The following is a 15820-nucleotide window of genomic DNA, read 5'->3' on the forward strand; positions in this document are numbered from 1 at the left end:
TGAAAACACGATCAATCTGCTAAAGGAAATCCGCCAGAAACGCGGGATCACCATGGCTATTATCGAACACGACATGAATGTGGTGTTCTCGCTGGCCGAACGGATCACTGTGTTGGCCCAAGGCACACCGCTGGTCGAGGACACACCGGACAACATCAAAGGCCATCCCAAGGTGCGCGAAGCCTATCTTGGCGAGGCACAGGTCTAACCGCCAATTTTTGGCACAAAAATTGTCCACAGACTTTCGTCGAAAGTCTGTCACCCCGGAGACAAAAATGAACGCACCTTTCAACAAAAACGCCAATAACGCCGCAACCCACCCCGCTTACCTCAGCGTGTGGGAGATCGAGGCATATTACGGCGAAAGCTACATCGTGCAGAATATCAGCTTCAACATCCATGAAGGTGAAATTCTAGCGCTTTTGGGCCGGAATGGTGCCGGCAAGACCTCGACCCTGCGCACGATCGCCCGTCTGGACGATCCAGAATTGCGCCACGGTGAAATCTGGCTTGATCACCAGCCACTGCACGAGATGAAAAGCCATCAGGCTGCCACCGCAGGCATTGCATTGGTGCCAGAGGATCGACGCATTATTCCGGGGCTCACCGTGGAAGAAAACCTGCAACTGGCCCAAATCGCCCCCCCCAAAGGCTGGTCACTGGACCGTATTTATGACCTTTTTCCACGCTTGGGTGAACGCCGCAAGCAAGAGGGCGTCACCCTGTCAGGCGGCGAGCAGCAGATGCTGTCGATTGCCCGCGCGCTGGCTCGTGACATCAAAGTGCTGCTGCTTGATGAACCTTACGAGGGCCTCGCCCCGGTTATCGTTCAGGAAATTGCCAAGACATTGGGCATCATCCGCGATCAGGGTATCACCACGGTGATTGTGGAACAAAACGCTGTAGCCGCATTGAAACTCGCCGACCGCGCCGTGATCCTTGATACAGGCACCGTCGTCTACGACGGGTCGGCAGCTGCGGTGCTGGAAGATGCCCAGTTGCGCGAGCAGTATCTGGCGATTTGATCAAGAGTGGACCGATAAGTTCAAATCTGCCGCAAGGGCGGGCATTGCGGTTCTTTGACGTCCCCATGTCGCCCTAGGACGCCGCGGACGACGCTGTTCAAGCGGTCCAGTCGGACGCCGAAACCGCCACAAATAGCGTGCCAGAGCTAGCCTGAGGCATTTTGGACTGACCCCGCTTTCCACCCTCGCGACCTTGCCCTATAAGCATGGTGATGATTTGTGACGTCACGTCGCAAAGACGCCAAAAAAATACGAGTAATGGGCCGAGGACACTATGAGCAAGAAAACTTCTCACGATAGCGATGTCAGCTTTATTCAGGCATTGGCAGAACTGTTGCGCGAAAATGACCTGACAGAGTTGCAGGTCAAGCGAGATTACGCCGAAAACGACAGCCTGAACGTCCGGGTCAGTCGTAAGATGCAGACCATTGTCCAGCAAAGCATGCAAGCTGCACCTGTCGCCCCGGCAGCAGCAGCTGCCGCTCCGGCAGCGCCAGCCGCTCCGGCCTCTGACAATGTTGACCCGGCAAGCCACCCAGGTGCGGTGACATCCCCCATGGTAGGCACGGTCTATATGGCCGCAGAACCTGGCGCCGCCAATTTTGTCAGTGTTGGCGCATCGGTCAAGGAAGGCGACACGTTGCTGATTATCGAAGCCATGAAAACCATGAACCATATTCCGGCCCCGCGAGCGGGCACAGTGAAGCGGATCATGGTCGAAGACGGCGGCGCCGTTGAATTTGGCGCACCACTTGTGATCATCGAATAAGGGCCGGCCCAATGTTCGATAAAATCCTTATTGCAAACCGGGGCGAGATTGCCCTGCGTGTCGTGCGCGCTTGCCGCGAAATGGGTGTCAAATCTGTTGCGGTACATTCCACCGCTGATGCTGATGCAATGCATGTGCGTATGGCGGATGAGGCGATCTGCATCGGCCCGCCTTCCTCAACCCAAAGCTATTTGTCTTTTCCAGCGATCATTTCGGCCTGTGAAATCACTGGCGCGCAGGCGATTCACCCCGGCTATGGCTTCCTATCTGAAAACGCCGCATTCGTGCAGGCCGTGCAGGATCACGATCTGACGTTCATTGGACCCACGGCGGAACATATCCGCGTGATGGGTGACAAGATCACTGCCAAGGACACGATGAAGGCTTTGGGCGTACCATGCGTGCCCGGCTCTGACGGCGGCGTACCGACCCTGAAAGATGCGCAGCGCATTGGCGAAGAAGTCGGCTATCCGGTGATCATCAAAGCCACCGCGGGTGGTGGCGGACGCGGTATGAAAGTGGCCCAAACCGCCGCTGACATGGAACAGGCGTTCCACTCTGCGCGGGCCGAAGGCAAAGCCGCCTTTGGCAACGACGAAGTCTATATCGAAAAATACCTGACCACCCCACGTCACATTGAAATTCAGGTCTTTGGTGACGGCAAGGGCAATGCGGTCCACTTGGGCGAACGTGACTGTTCGCTGCAACGCCGCCACCAGAAGGTGTTTGAAGAGGCCCCCGGCCCCTGCATCACCCCCGAGCTACGTGCAAGGATCGGCAAGGTTTGTGCCGATGCGGTCGCCAAGATCAACTACATCGGTGCGGGCACAATCGAGTTTCTGTTTGAGAACGATGAATTCTATTTCATCGAGATGAACACCCGTCTGCAGGTTGAACACCCGGTTACCGAAGCCATCTTTGGTGTCGATCTTGTGCGTGAACAGCTGCGCGTTGCATCAGGGATGCCCATGTCCTTTGGCCAGGATGATCTGGACATCAACGGTCACGCGATTGAGGTGCGGATCAACGCCGAAAGGCTGCCCAACTTTGCCCCCTGCCCCGGCAGGATCACGCAATATCACGCGCCGGGTGGGCTTGGCGTGCGGATGGATTCGGCGCTTTATGACGGCTATAGCATCCCGCCCTATTACGACAGTTTGATTGGCAAGCTGATCGTGCATGGTCGCGATCGCCCCGAAGCGCTCGCACGTCTGGGCCGCGCCTTGGGTGAATTGATCGTTGACGGTGTCGATACCACAATACCGCTGTTCCACGCGTTGCTGGCCGAAGAGGCCGTGCAAACCGGTGAATACAACATTCACTGGTTGGAACATTGGCTTGAAGAAAACTTGCCCTCTTAAGGCCCCGTGAAGGACAGCGACCCCATCCTGACACCGGCCCTGCTTTTGCAGGCCTATCAGGTAGGTGTGTTTCCCATGTCCGAAGGACGCGACGACCCAGAGGTGTTTTGGGTTGATCCCAGGATGCGCGGCGTGTTCCCCCTTGATGGGTTCTATATCTCGCGCAGCCTTGCCCGGACGTTGCGGCGCGGGCAGTTCACCGTGACCAGTGACACGGCCTTTGCTGCGGTTGTGTCGGGCTGTGCCGACAGGGATGAAACTTGGATCAACGACACGATCTTTGACCTTTATCTGCGCCTGCACCAGCAAGGGGCGGCGCATTCGGTTGAGGTTTGGGAAGGCAGTGAACTGGTCGGTGGCGTCTATGGTGTCACTATTGGTGCTGCATTCTTTGGTGAAAGCATGTTCAGCCGCAGGACGGATGCCTCAAAGGTGGCGCTTGCCTATCTGGTGGATCGGCTTGTTCTGGGTGGGTTCACGCTGTTTGATACCCAGTTCATCACCGAGCATCTGGCAAGTTTGGGCGCGGTCGAGATTCCACGCGACACCTATCGGGATCTACTCGCTGATGCGATCAACACACATGCCTCATTCACAGAGACGGGACCCATCCCGCCTGCTCAGGATGTGATACAGCGCAACGCCCAGACGTCGTAACGCGGGTGATCCATCGCATTCAGCGCCGGTGCGGTTGCGATGATCCAGCCTGCAAAAAGCGGTGTGCTTTCTTTGCGATCAACAACTTCGACGCGGACAAAAGCATCGCCAGAGGGGTTTTCGACCGGGTAGCGGCATTCGTTCAACGTCACCGCAAGAAAGCCCAGCGCCGCCATTTCACCGTTTTGCAATGACAGGTCTTTGACCTCGCCGGTCAGCTTGTCCAGCACGCGCAATTCGCCGCCTTCGGCAACCGAGACCTGCTGCGCCTGCGCTTCGGTCGAGGTGGTCAGGAATTCTTCGGTCACCTCATTGGGTGTTGTGACCAACTCGCCGATCAGTTCCTCCAAAGGGGTCACGACAATCTCATCTTGGGCCGCCAAGGGGGCCGCAAGCATCAAAAACAAGAATGTCAAACTAGACCGCATTTGCTGGTCCTTACTCGGGTGTCCACGCCTCATAATCGGATCTTTCAGCCGGGGCTGATTTGCGGATTGAACCCGCTGGCGCATAGGCCGCCATTGTGCCGGTCAGATTCTCCTGATGCGGCTTTTCCCAATCCTTGCGCTTCAGCGCGGCCTCGGTTGGTGGTTCGTCCCAGGTGCGGTGCAACCAGCCGTGCCAATCGGGGCTGACGCGGGACGCTTCGTTTTCGCCGTTGTAGATTACCCAGCGGCGGCTGTCGTCTTTGTTGCGATAATAGACGTTGCCTTCGGCATCTTCGCCAACTTTCGTGCCATTCCGGCTGGTCCAAAGCTGGGTGCCAAAGGATTGCCCATCCCACCAGGTAAAGATGCGTTTGATGTTGTGACCAAGGCCCATGTCGCGTCTCCGGATTGCGTTGCCTATCCATGCACCAAGCACGGCAAAAGGTCCAGTCTGCTCAAGCGGGGACTCGCGCAGTCACTTCGATTTCGATCTTCATTTCGGGATTTTGCAGCCCTGCCGAAATCATCGTCGCGGCTGGCTTTGCCGTGGCAAACGCCTTGGAGGTAACGGGCCAGCATTTGGCCCATTCCGCATTGTCCGGCACGATGTAATTCACCCGCACAACATGGTCGAGCCCGCTGCCCGCGTCTTCCAAGGCCTTGGCGATGGTGGCAAGCGCGTTGCTGCATTGCTCTTCGATGCTGTCGGGCATGATCATGCGGGCGTAATCGTATCCCGTCGTTCCCGCCACAAAGACCCAGCCATCAGCGACAACTGCACGGCTATAGCCGATCTGTTCCTCGAATGGTGATCCGGTGCTGATATGACGAACGGGCACGGGCCTAACTCGCTGTTGCAGGCTCTTTCTTTTTGCCTTCATCGTGGATCATCAGGGGCGCCACCTCGGATGTGACGGCCTCTTCGTTGACTACCACTTCGGTCACGGTATCCATGCCGGGCAGATCGAACATCGTGTCGAGCAGGATATCTTCCATGATCGACCGCAATCCACGCGCACCTGTCTTGCGTTCAATCGCACGCTTGGCGATGGCGCTCAGCGCGTCCTCTGTGAAGGACAGCTTCGTGCTCTCAAGATCAAAGAGGCGTTGGTACTGCTTGACCAATGCATTCTTGGGCGCAGTCAGAATTGTGATCAGCGCGTCTTCGTCCAGATCGGTCAGCGTCGCAATAACTGGCAGACGACCAACAAATTCCGGGATTAACCCGAATTTCAGCAGATCTTCTGGTTCCAGATCGGTGAAAATTTCACCAATCCCGCGGTCATCGTCTTCGCGTACGTCAGCACCAAAGCCCATGGCAGAACCTTTGCCGCGCTGCGCGATGATTTTGTCCAAACCAGCGAAAGCACCGCCACAGATGAACAGAATGTTTGTCGTATCCACTTGCAGGAATTCCTGCTGCGGATGCTTGCGCCCACCCTGAGGTGGCACAGATGCAACCGTGCCTTCCATGATCTTTAGCAGCGCCTGCTGCACGCCTTCACCCGACACATCACGGGTAATCGACGGGTTGTCGGACTTGCGCGTAATTTTATCAACTTCGTCGATATAGACGATGCCGCGCTGCGCGCGTTCGACGTTGTATTCAGAGGCTTGCAAGAGCTTGAGAATGATATTCTCGACATCCTCACCGACATAACCGGCTTCTGTCAGGGTCGTTGCGTCGGCCATTGTAAACGGCACATCCAAAATGCGCGCCAACGTCTGTGCCAGCAGCGTCTTACCGCAACCAGTTGGCCCGATCAGCATGATGTTCGATTTCGCCAATTCGATATCGGATTTATCGGCGTGGTTCAGGCGCTTGTAGTGGTTATGAACAGCAACCGAGAGCACTCGTTTCGCATGCGACTGGCCAATGACGTAGTCATCCAGCACGCCACAAATCTCGGACGGTGTTGGCACACCGTCACCGGCCTTGAGGCCCGCTGTCTTGGTTTCTTCACGGATGATATCCATGCAAAGTTCAACGCACTCATCGCAGATGAAAACGGTCGGCCCGGCAATCAGTTTGCGCACTTCATGCTGGCTCTTGCCACAAAAGCTGCAGTAGAGCGTATTTTTGCTGTCTGTGCCGCTGCTATTCGCCATTTCAAACCTCTTGGCCCCAAGGGCCGTTCACACTTCTTCGGGCTGTATTTTTCTAACATTAGGACAGCCCGCCAAGGTCCACAATGTCAAAATGATCTTGCACACAATGTGCCTTACAACACGCTAACGGTACGTTGCAATTGAGTCGAAATTCCGTCGGAAAAGAAACAAACGCGGCAGTTACACCGCGTTTGTTCAGGAATCCGCAAAACTGTGATTAGTCGTCAGCTTTTGTCCTGTTTTCAACGATTTCGTCGATCAGGCCCCATTCTTTCGCTTCTTCAGGTGACATAAAGTTGTCACGCTCAAGTGCGGCTTCGACCTTTTTCAGCGTATTTCCGGTGTGGCGCACGTAAATCTCGTTCAAACGCGTTTTCAATTTCTGCGTCTCGGCGGCATGGATCATGATGTCAGTCGCCTGCCCCTGATACCCGCCAGATGGCTGGTGAACCATCACACGGCTGTTAGGCAGCGAGAACCGCATGCCTTCGTGACCGGCGGTCAACAAAAGCGAACCCATTGATGCGGCCTGTCCGATCACCAGCGTGCTGACTTTGGGACGGATGTACTGCATCGTGTCGTAGATCGACAAACCAGATGTCACCACGCCGCCGGGGCTGTTGATGTACATGCTGATTTCTTTCTTGGGGTTCTCTGATTCAAGGTGCAGCAACTGCGCCACGATCAGCTGGCTCATGCCATCATGTACGGGGCCATTCACGAAAATGATCCGCTCTTTCAGCAGACGAGAGAAAATGTCGTAGGCGCGTTCACCCCGTGCGGTCTGTTCGACCACCATTGGGACAAGGTTCATATAAGTCTCGGCGGGGTCTTGCATATTTACTGCCTCATGTTCGGACGGGACCGTCCTAGTTCAAATATCCTGACAGAGTCTTAGTGTTCGGTGTCAGGGGCTTCAAGGGCCGCAAGGAAACGTTTGACGAATCGTAAGCGGTGACTTACGGTAAGTCATGGATTACCAAAGTGCAATAACCGCCCTTGCCGACCCCACACGTCGAATCATCATTGATCGTTTGCGCGGTGGCGCCCTGCCTGTGGCGGCTATCGCAAAGGACATGGATGTCAGCCGCCCCGCCGTCAGCCAGCACCTGCGTGTGTTGTCAGATGCCGGGCTGTTGACCGTCACCCCATCTGGCAACCGCAGGCTCTATGCGATCGCACCAGAGGGTGTGGATGAGCTGCGGCGCTATCTGGATACGCTCTGGGATGATGCCCTGACCGCCTTTGCCCGTGCCGCCGAAGAAAAAGCAAAAGGAAAAACCAAATGAACGATCCGATCCACAAATCCCTTACTGTGCCCCTGACTGCGGCAGAGGCATTCGCGTTGTTCACCGATGACATCGATACTTGGTGGCCGAAGGCCTCGCATTCCGTGAAGGGTGAGAGATCAAAACTGACCTTCCCGACTCACAAAGGCGGTGAAATCATCGAAACCGACGAGGATGGTGAGACCGCCGTTTGGGGCAAGCTGATCGCCTATGATCCGGGCAAGTACCTTGCGATTTCTTGGTTTCCGGGCCGCAACGAAAAGGACGCAACCGTTGTAACAGTGACCTTTACGCAAACCGCAGACGGCACGCTATGCGAATTGACGCATGGTGGGTTTGACATCTTGGGTGATACGGCGGACGCCGTTAGCACCAGTTACCTCAAGGGGTGGGATATGGTTCTTGGCTGCTACGCAAGTGCGGCCAAGATCCCAGTGCATGCCTAAGGCGCGACGCGTCATAACCCCTTGTCGTGCATAACTTAAAGTTGCATCCTTGCCCTTGGTATCGTTTTCAACGGGAGCGCGGCGATGGAATGGGCACGTATCAAAACGGCAGATGGTCAGGTTCTGACTGGAATTGTCGCCGACGGCCTGCTGCACCCACGCAGCGCATTTGGATCAGACCAGGACGCAGGCCTGCCTGTCGCGCTGGACAGAGCAACAATGCTACCGCCCTGTATACCGGGCAAATTTATCGGCCTTTGGAACAACTTTCACGCAGCAGCCACCCAAAACGGACTGACCCCGCCTGAACATCCTTTGTTCTTCCTCAAACCGCTGTCATCGCTTGCCGGACCCGGCAGCACCGTCACCCTCCCCCCTGACATCGGGCGTGTGATTTACGAAGGCGAGTTGGGGATTGTCATCGGCCAGACCTGCAAGAATATCAGCGTGGAAAGGGCACAAGACGCCATCTTCGGCTACACCTGTGTCAACGATATCACTGCGCTGGAAGTGCTGAACGCCGACCCGTCGTTCCCACAATGGGCCCGCGCCAAGGGTTTCGACGGCTTTGGCGTGATCGGCCCGGTTATTCAAACCGATGTGGACTGGCAGGATCTAACCATCAAAACGCTGGTCAACGACCGCGAGCGGCAGTCCTACCCTGCATCTGACATGATCATGCCACCGCAAGAGATTATCAGCCACCTTTCACAGGACATGACCCTGCACCCAGGCGACGTGATTGCCTGCGGCACATCGATTGGCGCGCGGCCCATAAGGGCCGGTCAGAACGTCACAGTCTCTATTGAGGGCATCGGCGATTTGCCCGTCACCATAGGGACCTGACCCTAGCCGCAGCCCAATAGCGCTATCCGATGTGGAACAGAGACTGAAACAGCCTTGGATCCAGGCTTTCTGCGGCAAAAGTTTCGCCCTCGGTCAGCACTGACACAGCATCATGGCTGTGCAGACTTTCCTGATGACTGGCAATCACGCGGAAATCTGACACGCGGGGGTCCAGCTGCAATTGTTCTGTGAACAGGCGCGCTGCATCTTCGACAAAGATCGGGTTCGCCGCGTTTAGTTCCGCAAAGGCCTGTTCGTCCTCGCGCTTGACCATCACCTGCGTTTCGGTCGGCACGGCTGCACGGGCACGGTCGATCAGGTCTTCGAACCATAGCAGGTCGCCGCCCTGTTCCAGCAGCACTGAAATGCGGGCCACAGACCGCTGTGAATGCGGCGTGGCAAGCTGACCACGGAACTGGCGGGCATGTTCGGACAGTTCCAGTGAACATGGGCAAGTAGAGGAATAGACATAATCGAGATGCACGATCTTTTTGCGCACACCTGCGCTTTCCACCAGTTCCAGCGCGATGTCGTAGTATTGATAACCAGACAGTCCAGACCGCAAGCTGTCGACCTTCATCGGAAAGCTGAACCGCATCTGGATGCGGGCGTCAAAGCTCTCTAGGTCGGTCTTATAGGCGTCCAAGGCCTGTTCTATCACCTCAAAACTAAAGGTTTCCTCGGCATGCTTGTAGAAGGTCCGCATGATGCGGGACATGTTGATGCCCTTTTTCTCGGCCTCCAATGACACCGTGCCGGTGACAGAAGTTTCAAGCGTCAGATCACCATTGTCGCGGGTATGAAAGCGGATCGGCAGGCGGAAATTCGAGATGCCAACGTGCTGGATTTGCTGCCTAGCCCCACGAATAAGGCTGGATGGGCCGTTCTGCAGATCGGGCATTGACGCTTTATAGGCGTCGTCCACCTCAAAATCCTCTGGGTATGCGCGGGCCAGTGCGGGGTAGTTTGAGATTTCCTGCCCAGGGATCAATCTTGAGACCAGTGGATCAAGCGTTGCTACTTCCTCGGCGGTGACATCGCCAGCCCAACGGCGCAACAGTGCCAGCGCCGCCTCAGCCTCTTCGCGCGTCGGTTCATGGTCTATATCGGGTGAATGGACATTCATATCACTGCCCTCAATCGGTGCGTCTGAACCCCCTACATGGGGCGCATCATCGGAATGTCCAATGATATCGAGGTAGATACGACGCAGGTCCGGGCGCGGATCACTCATCAGAACGGCCTTTCATGGCTCAAGCACATGAATTAAAGCACCTTTCCAGCCCTGCGTCACCCTCTTCACGATATGGCGATTGCACGCCGCAAGTCGGCCAGAAGATCACCTGCATCCTCAAGACCGACGCTCAACCGGATCAACCCCGGCGTGATGCCAAGGCTATCTTTGGTTTCGTCAGACAAGCGCTGGTGGGTCGTCGTGGCCGGATGTGTGGCAATTGATTTCGCGTCACCCAGATTGTTGGAAATCGTCCAGATGTCCAATGCGTTGAGCAAGGCAAATGCCGCTTTCTGGCTGCCTGCATCAATCGACAGGACAGTACCACCCACCCCCATCTGTGTGGCCGTGAGCGCCGCTTGTGCGTGGCTGTTGAGGCCGGGATAGATCACATTTGACAATGTGCCGTCCGCCTCAAGCCCTTCGGCCAGAACCTGCGCCGTTGCCGCCTGCGCGCGGACCCGCAAGTCAATCGTCTCTAGGCCCTTCAGCATCACCCAGGCGGTAAACGGAGACATCGATCCGCCGGTATGCTTCATATAAGGTTCGACCGTGCCGCGAATAAATTCCTTGGTGCCCAGAATGACACCGCCCAGCGCACGCCCCTGCCCGTCAATGTGTTTCGTCGCAGAATAAACAACCACGTCAGCCCCCTGCGCAATCGCATCCGAGAACACCGGTGTTGCAAAGACATTGTCAACAATCACCGTGGCCCCAGCCGCATGGGCCAGCTTGGAAACTGACGCAATATCAATCACCTCTAACGTGGGATTCGAGATGCTTTCGAAGAATACAGCCTTAGTATCAGGCCTGATTGCGGCCTCCCAGGCTGCAAGGTCGGTGCCATCGACAAAGGTCACCTCGACCCCAAAACGGGTCAGCACCTCTTCGAGAATATACAGACAGGAGCCAAAAAGTGCGCGCGCCGACACAACATGATCACCGGCACGCAACATCGATGTCAGCGCGCCATTGACGGCGGCCATGCCAGAGGCGGTCGCAAAGCCATCCTCCGCCCCTTCAAGCGCCGCAATGCGGTCCTCGAACATCGCAACGGTTGGGTTGCCATAGCGGGCATAGATAAATTCATCTTCGCCGGCCTCGATAAAGCGCGCTTCGGCGGCCTCGGCTGTGTCATAGACAAAGCCCTGCGTGAGAAAGATCGCTTCGCTGACTTCATTGTATTGACTGCGGCGGATGCCGGCATGCACGGCCTTGGTGCGTTTGTTCCACGTGTTCATTGTCATTCCTCGCGCGGCGTTTGCGCATTAAAAAACCCCGACACCGGGAAAAGGTATCGAGGCATGAAAAACCTGCAACCCTCTTTAGCGGCATATTTAACGTGGCCCGCAATCCGGTAACAAATCGCCACGCGGCAAGGCATACGCCGCCGCCAAGATGAGGTCAAGAAGCGCAATGCAGACACTTGTTCTTTTGCACGCAGCTGCCATTCTGGTCAAAACCACTGCCGGAAGGGCGCGCCATGACCACACCAATTGACCTCTATTTCTGGCCCACACCCAACGGGTGGAAGGTGTCAATCGCGCTTGAGGAGTTCGACCTGCCTTACACCCTGCACCTTGTTGATATCGGGGCCGGTGATCAGTTCAAACCAGCGTTTCTTGAGATATCGCCAAACAACCGCATGCCCGCGATCATTGATCATGATGGGCCGGATGGGGCTCCGATCTCGATCTTCGAATCCGGTGCGATCCTGCAATATCTGGCACGCAAGACAGGACAATTCTGCGGCAGCACAGAGCGGGAGCGTATCGCCGTGGATCAATGGCTCATGTGGCAAATGGGTGGTTTGGGCCCGATGGCTGGACAGGCGCATCATTTCCTCAAATATGCCCCTGCGATGGATCCGCCCAATGACCTGCCCTACGCCAAGGACCGCTATCGGAATGAAACTGCGCGGCTCTATGGCGTGTTGGATCGTCAACTGGCCAGACATGAATTTGTTGCGGGGGATTTCTATTCGATTGCGGATATGTCGATCTGGGGTTGGGCGTCGCTTTGGGAAGGGCAACAGCAAACGCTGGACGACAAACCGCATATGGCGCGGTGGCTTGCACAGGTCAGTGCCCGCCCGGCTGTGCAACGCGGACGCGCATTGGCGGCAGAGAAACGCGGCGATTTCCGCAAGGATGGCCAAGCGCAGAACACACTCTTCGGCAAACGCACGTAACGAAATGTTAGGCAATCGCCACTAGAACCCTTCTTGTTCAATTAGAAGGAGTGTTCTCCGTGCAGTATCGCCCGCATCGTTACCTAACCGAATTTCCGGTTAATCTGCGCACACCCATTGGGCCACAAAAGGTTACCGTGCTGGATGTGAATACAACCGGTGCACGCCTGATTGGCATTCAAGGGATCAAACGGGGTGATAAACTGGGCATCAACGTTCTGTCCCACCATGTGGAAGCGCTGGTGCGTTGGGTAAGCAATGATCGGGCGGGTATCGTGTTTCGCCCCCAAATCACCGAAGATCAGGTCGACACTCTGCGCCATCGACGCGATGCGCGACACGTGATGCGACGCGGTGCGATTGGATTTCGCGACGCCGAAATGCGCTAAAACAATTCGAATGCCACGGATTCACCCGCTACCGTTCGCCTGACAGCTCAAACGCAAGTGGTGTTGCACGGTGTCTCAAGGTAAATTCGAAACGTTCTAGTCTTCGGTGGCCGTCTTTTCATCTTCGATGAAATACCGCTGCAATCCGATAACCTGCACCCAGATGAACACCATCAAGACAATGGGAAATGCAAAAGTTTCCAGCTTCACCCAGGTCTCTGTCGACTGCGTGCGCCAGATAACTTCGTTAGCGATAGCGAGTGCAGCAAAGCCAAGGCACAAACGACGTGTAAAGATCATCCAGCCTTCTTGCTGCATCGGGATGAATTCCTCCATCACATATTGCAGATAGCTTTGACCACGCAGCAAGCCGATACCGAGCAGCGCAGCCATGACGCCGTAGACGATGCTTGTCTTCATTTTGAAGAAACGTTCATCGTTGAAATAGGCGGTCAGCCCGCCAAAGAAGATCACCATAAACGCCGTAAAGACCTGCATCCGGCTCAACTTGCCTGTCAGCATCCAAAGGATGCCCATGGCCACCAGCAGGATCGGAACAAAAACCAATGCCGCGATGATAAAGCCGGTGTATTCCGTGCCCGCAATCGTGAAGGCATCATCCTTGATCCGCAGATAAAGCAGAAAGAATGCAACCGTCGGGCCCAGTTCAAGCACTTGCTTGAGTATCGGATTGATCGTCTTCTCAGCCATGCGTGTTCTCCCTATGGCGTTTCGCATTTGACTTGAGGCATCGGCGTTGGCGAAAGGCAGCGATGGGTGTTTCAAGTTTGGCGCGAATTGCTCTAGCCCCCCATTTCCACGATGACGGCGCCAAGTGCAACCACGCTCATCAGAATCAGGCGGCGCGGTCCCACCTTCTCGCCCATGATGAACCAGCCAATGAAAGCCGCAAAGATGATCGAGGTTTCGCGCAACACGGCCGCTTCGCCGACTTTGTCCAATCGCGTCGCCATCAAGACCCCGCCAAAGCTGACCCATGCGATCAAGGCCCCGATGAACCCGCGCAGAACAAGCGGGGCCAGCACCGGTTGGGACGCCATCCGGCGGTAACGCAGCGTTGCAAGAATTGGGAAATCAATCGCCGTGAGGAAAAAGAACCAGGCCAAAAACGTAAAGGGATCAGGGGATTGGCGGATCGCAAAGGCATCATAGGTTGTGTAAAGCGCCACCAGAAAACCGCCCATCAGCGCCCAGAACAAACCCAGTTTCAGTGTGCGCGGGTCTAACACCTCTTCTGAGATATTTCGCGCGGCCAGCAACAGAATACCCCCCGAAAGGCAGGCCACGCCGACCCATTGCACAGCGGTAAAATGCTCTGCGAAAAACAAGGACGCGGCGACGACAGTGACCAACGGCCCGGTGCCCCGCACCACCGGGTAAACCACGGTGTAGGCAGCGCGTTCATAGGCCAGAGCCATCGTCACCTTATAGGAAAAATGAACAACGATCGCCCCACCCAGCAGCACGAACATCCACGGATCGGGCCAAGGCACGACAAACAGCGCTATCGGCGCAGAAAGCACACACAGCCAGCCATCAATGGCACCACGCGTCAGCCAGGGATCATAGCGCCCCTTTTGCATCGCACCGAAAATCGCATGCGCCACAGCAGAGACCAACGCCAAGACCGTCGCCAGCCGCGCCCCTTCCGGCGTTCCCGAAATCGACACAAGCCAGGCACCAAGGTCATTCATTGCAACGAGACCTTACTGCAGGAGCATCCCAATCACCCGTCCAACCCGACAAGTGCTGCTGCAAATTCTTCGGGGTCAAATGGGGCCAGATCATCAATCTGTTCGCCCACACCAATCGCATGGATCGGCAGACCAAATTGGTCCGCAAGTGCGACCAGAACGCCGCCCTTGGCAGTGCCATCCAGCTTGGTCATGACCAGCCCGGACACATCGGCCAATTCCTGAAAGACCTTGACTTGCTGCACCGCATTCTGACCTGTTGTCGCGTCAAGAACCAGCAAGGTGTTATGTGGCGCGTCAGGGTCTTTCTTGCGAATGACCCGCACGATCTTGGCCAGTTCCTCCATCAGGTCGGCCCGGTTTTGCAGCCGTCCAGCTGTGTCGATCATCAACAGGTCCGCGCCATCGGCCTGCGCCTGCGTCATCGCATCAAAGGCGAGGCTGGCAGGATCAGACCCTTCGGGCGCTGTCAAAACAGGCACGCCCGCGCGATCACCCCAAACTTGCAACTGTTCAACCGCCGCCGCGCGGAAGGTATCGCCCGCCGCAATCACAACCTTCTTGCCAGCCGCGCGGAATTGGCTGGCTAGCTTGCCGATTGTTGTGGTCTTGCCTGATCCGTTGACGCCAACGACCAGAACGACCTGTGGTGTCTTGGCATAAAGCGGCATGGGGCGCGCGACCGGGTCCATGATCCGGCTGACCTCATTGGCCATTAACTCTTTGATTTCACGCACGGACAGCTTTCGGCCAAGGCGCCCTTCGGCCATGTTTGCAGTCACGCGCAGTGCCGTATCCACGCCCATATCGGCGGTGATCAACAGCTCTTCAAGCTGCTCAAGCATGTCGTCATCCAGCACGCGCTTGATCACCGTTTTCGGCTCTGCCCCGCCAAAGAACCGCCCAAGGATGCCCTTCTTTTCGGGCTCTGGTGCGGCCGTGTCCTTGGAGAATGGCGCGGTGATGTCGACGTTAAGCTGAATTGGCGCCGGGTCGTCCTGAACTTCGGGATCAGTCGCAGGTTCTGGTTCGGACACCGGGGCGCTCTCGCCCTCGAATTCCTCATCCGGTTCATAAACCGCTGGCTCTGGCTCTGGCTCTGGCTCTGGCTCTGGCTCTGGCTCTGGCTCTGGCTCTGGCTCTGGCTCTGGCTCTGGCTCTGGCTCTGGCTCTGGCTCTGGCTCTGGCTCTGGCTCTGGCTCTGGAAGACGCTCCTCGGCGACAGGTGCTGCGGCAACCTCTTCTTGGGTCACGTCCTCTTCTTCGCCGCCATCCTGCACGATGGCATCCAGGCCTTCGTCAATCTTGGACGAAGACTTGAACATCCGGTCTTTGAGTTTCTTAAAGAATGACATCGCAAA

General features: G+C 56.4%; 20 protein-coding genes and 1 riboswitch. Of the genes, 10 read left to right on the forward strand and 10 right to left on the reverse strand.

Features of this window, described 5'->3' with window-relative positions:
- The first annotated feature begins 73 nt into the window (after positions 1–73).
- The 5 genes from DHN10_RS20205 to aat all read left to right on the forward strand — a co-directional run bounded on the left by DHN10_RS20205 (position 74) and on the right by aat (position 3812).
- Complete coding sequence (locus DHN10_RS20205; protein WP_373412707.1) at positions 74–208, forward strand: hypothetical protein; 135 nt, start codon at positions 74–76, stop codon at positions 206–208.
- A 67-nt stretch (positions 209–275) separates the two neighbouring features.
- Complete coding sequence (locus tag DHN10_RS14810; protein WP_108816132.1) at positions 276–1025, forward strand: ABC transporter ATP-binding protein; 750 nt, start codon at positions 276–278, stop codon at positions 1023–1025.
- A 274-nt stretch (positions 1026–1299) separates the two neighbouring features.
- The gene (gene accB / locus DHN10_RS14815) at positions 1300–1794 is read left to right on the forward strand and encodes an acetyl-CoA carboxylase biotin carboxyl carrier protein (protein ID WP_108816133.1); all 495 of its coding nucleotides are present in this window, start codon (positions 1300–1302) and stop codon (positions 1792–1794) included.
- 11 nt (positions 1795–1805) lie between these two features.
- Positions 1806–3155: an acetyl-CoA carboxylase biotin carboxylase subunit gene (gene accC / locus DHN10_RS14820; protein WP_108816134.1), complete on the forward strand. Its 1350-nt coding sequence runs from the start codon at positions 1806–1808 to the stop codon at positions 3153–3155.
- A gap of 75 nt (positions 3156–3230) precedes the next feature.
- Positions 3231–3812 (forward strand): leucyl/phenylalanyl-tRNA--protein transferase, encoded by a 582-nt coding sequence (gene aat / locus DHN10_RS14825; RefSeq protein ID WP_234417158.1) that lies wholly within the window; start codon positions 3231–3233, stop codon positions 3810–3812.
- On the opposite strand, the gene DHN10_RS14830 is transcribed toward aat, so the two are convergent.
- The 5 genes from DHN10_RS14830 to DHN10_RS14850 all read right to left on the reverse strand — a co-directional run bounded on the left by DHN10_RS14830 (position 3776) and on the right by DHN10_RS14850 (position 7187).
- A complete protein-coding gene (locus DHN10_RS14830; RefSeq protein WP_306419270.1) occupies positions 3776–4240 on the reverse strand; it encodes a DUF2155 domain-containing protein in 465 nt (154 codons plus the stop codon). The genes aat and DHN10_RS14830 overlap by 37 nt on opposite strands.
- Before the next feature lie 10 nt (positions 4241–4250).
- Positions 4251–4634 carry an NADH:ubiquinone oxidoreductase subunit NDUFA12 gene (locus tag DHN10_RS14835; protein WP_108816136.1) on the reverse strand — a complete coding sequence of 128 codons (384 nt, stop codon included), beginning with the start codon at positions 4632–4634 and terminating at the stop codon, positions 4251–4253.
- Positions 4635–4695: 61 nt separating this feature from the next.
- Positions 4696–5079: a RidA family protein gene (locus DHN10_RS14840; protein ID WP_108816137.1), complete on the reverse strand. Its 384-nt coding sequence runs from the start codon at positions 5077–5079 to the stop codon at positions 4696–4698.
- A gap of 4 nt (positions 5080–5083) precedes the next feature.
- On the reverse strand, positions 5084–6349 hold the full coding sequence (gene clpX, locus DHN10_RS14845; RefSeq protein ID WP_108816138.1) for an ATP-dependent Clp protease ATP-binding subunit ClpX: 1266 nt from the start codon (positions 6347–6349) through the stop codon (positions 5084–5086).
- Between the two features lie 217 nt (positions 6350–6566).
- The gene (locus DHN10_RS14850; RefSeq protein WP_108816139.1) at positions 6567–7187 is read right to left on the reverse strand and encodes an ATP-dependent Clp protease proteolytic subunit; all 621 of its coding nucleotides are present in this window, start codon (positions 7185–7187) and stop codon (positions 6567–6569) included.
- A gap of 133 nt (positions 7188–7320) precedes the next feature.
- On the opposite strand from DHN10_RS14850, the gene DHN10_RS14855 reads away from it, so the two are divergent.
- From DHN10_RS14855 to DHN10_RS14865, 3 genes are all read left to right on the forward strand, one after another.
- Entirely contained in the window at positions 7321–7638 is a 318-nt protein-coding gene (locus DHN10_RS14855) for an ArsR/SmtB family transcription factor (RefSeq protein ID WP_108816140.1), read from the forward strand.
- Positions 7635–8084 carry an SRPBCC domain-containing protein gene (locus tag DHN10_RS14860; protein WP_108816141.1) on the forward strand — a complete coding sequence of 150 codons (450 nt, stop codon included), beginning with the start codon at positions 7635–7637 and terminating at the stop codon, positions 8082–8084. Before DHN10_RS14855 ends, DHN10_RS14860 begins: the two co-directional genes overlap by 4 nt.
- 84 nt (positions 8085–8168) lie before the next feature.
- On the forward strand, positions 8169–8930 hold the full coding sequence (locus DHN10_RS14865; RefSeq protein WP_108816142.1) for a fumarylacetoacetate hydrolase family protein: 762 nt from the start codon (positions 8169–8171) through the stop codon (positions 8928–8930).
- 22 nt (positions 8931–8952) lie between these two features.
- Here DHN10_RS14865 and folE2 read toward each other — a convergent pair whose 3' ends face one another.
- Positions 8953–10056, reverse strand: a complete 1104-nt coding sequence (gene folE2, locus DHN10_RS14870; protein WP_199910696.1) for a GTP cyclohydrolase FolE2 — start codon at positions 10054–10056, stop codon at positions 8953–8955.
- Positions 10057–10229: 173 nt separating this feature from the next.
- Complete coding sequence (metZ, locus tag DHN10_RS14875; protein ID WP_108816337.1) at positions 10230–11405, reverse strand: O-succinylhomoserine sulfhydrylase; 1176 nt, start codon at positions 11403–11405, stop codon at positions 10230–10232.
- 63 nt (positions 11406–11468) lie between these two features.
- A riboswitch (SAM riboswitch) is annotated at positions 11469–11546 on the reverse strand.
- A 101-nt stretch (positions 11547–11647) separates the two neighbouring features.
- Between metZ and DHN10_RS14880 the strand changes: the two genes are divergently transcribed.
- Together DHN10_RS14880 and DHN10_RS14885 are read left to right on the forward strand one after the other, a co-directional pair.
- Complete coding sequence (locus DHN10_RS14880) at positions 11648–12355, forward strand: glutathione S-transferase N-terminal domain-containing protein (RefSeq protein ID WP_108816338.1); 708 nt, start codon at positions 11648–11650, stop codon at positions 12353–12355.
- A 59-nt stretch (positions 12356–12414) separates the two neighbouring features.
- Positions 12415–12744 (forward strand): PilZ domain-containing protein, encoded by a 330-nt coding sequence (locus tag DHN10_RS14885; RefSeq protein ID WP_159087014.1) that lies wholly within the window; start codon positions 12415–12417, stop codon positions 12742–12744.
- Positions 12745–12840: 96 nt separating this feature from the next.
- On the opposite strand, the gene DHN10_RS14890 is transcribed toward DHN10_RS14885, so the two are convergent.
- The 3 genes from DHN10_RS14890 to ftsY all read right to left on the reverse strand — a co-directional run bounded on the left by DHN10_RS14890 (position 12841) and on the right by ftsY (position 15814).
- Positions 12841–13455 (reverse strand): inner membrane-spanning protein YciB, encoded by a 615-nt coding sequence (locus DHN10_RS14890; RefSeq protein WP_108816144.1) that lies wholly within the window; start codon positions 13453–13455, stop codon positions 12841–12843.
- A gap of 92 nt (positions 13456–13547) precedes the next feature.
- Complete coding sequence (locus tag DHN10_RS14895; protein WP_108816145.1) at positions 13548–14459, reverse strand: DMT family transporter; 912 nt, start codon at positions 14457–14459, stop codon at positions 13548–13550.
- Between the two features lie 32 nt (positions 14460–14491).
- Complete coding sequence (gene ftsY / locus DHN10_RS14900) at positions 14492–15814, reverse strand: signal recognition particle-docking protein FtsY (RefSeq protein ID WP_108816146.1); 1323 nt, start codon at positions 15812–15814, stop codon at positions 14492–14494.
- Between the last annotated feature and the right edge of the window lie 6 nt (positions 15815–15820).

It is taken from the genome of Loktanella sp. Alg231-35 (assembly GCF_900143545.1).
Lineage (GTDB): Bacteria > Pseudomonadota > Alphaproteobacteria > Rhodobacterales > Rhodobacteraceae > Yoonia.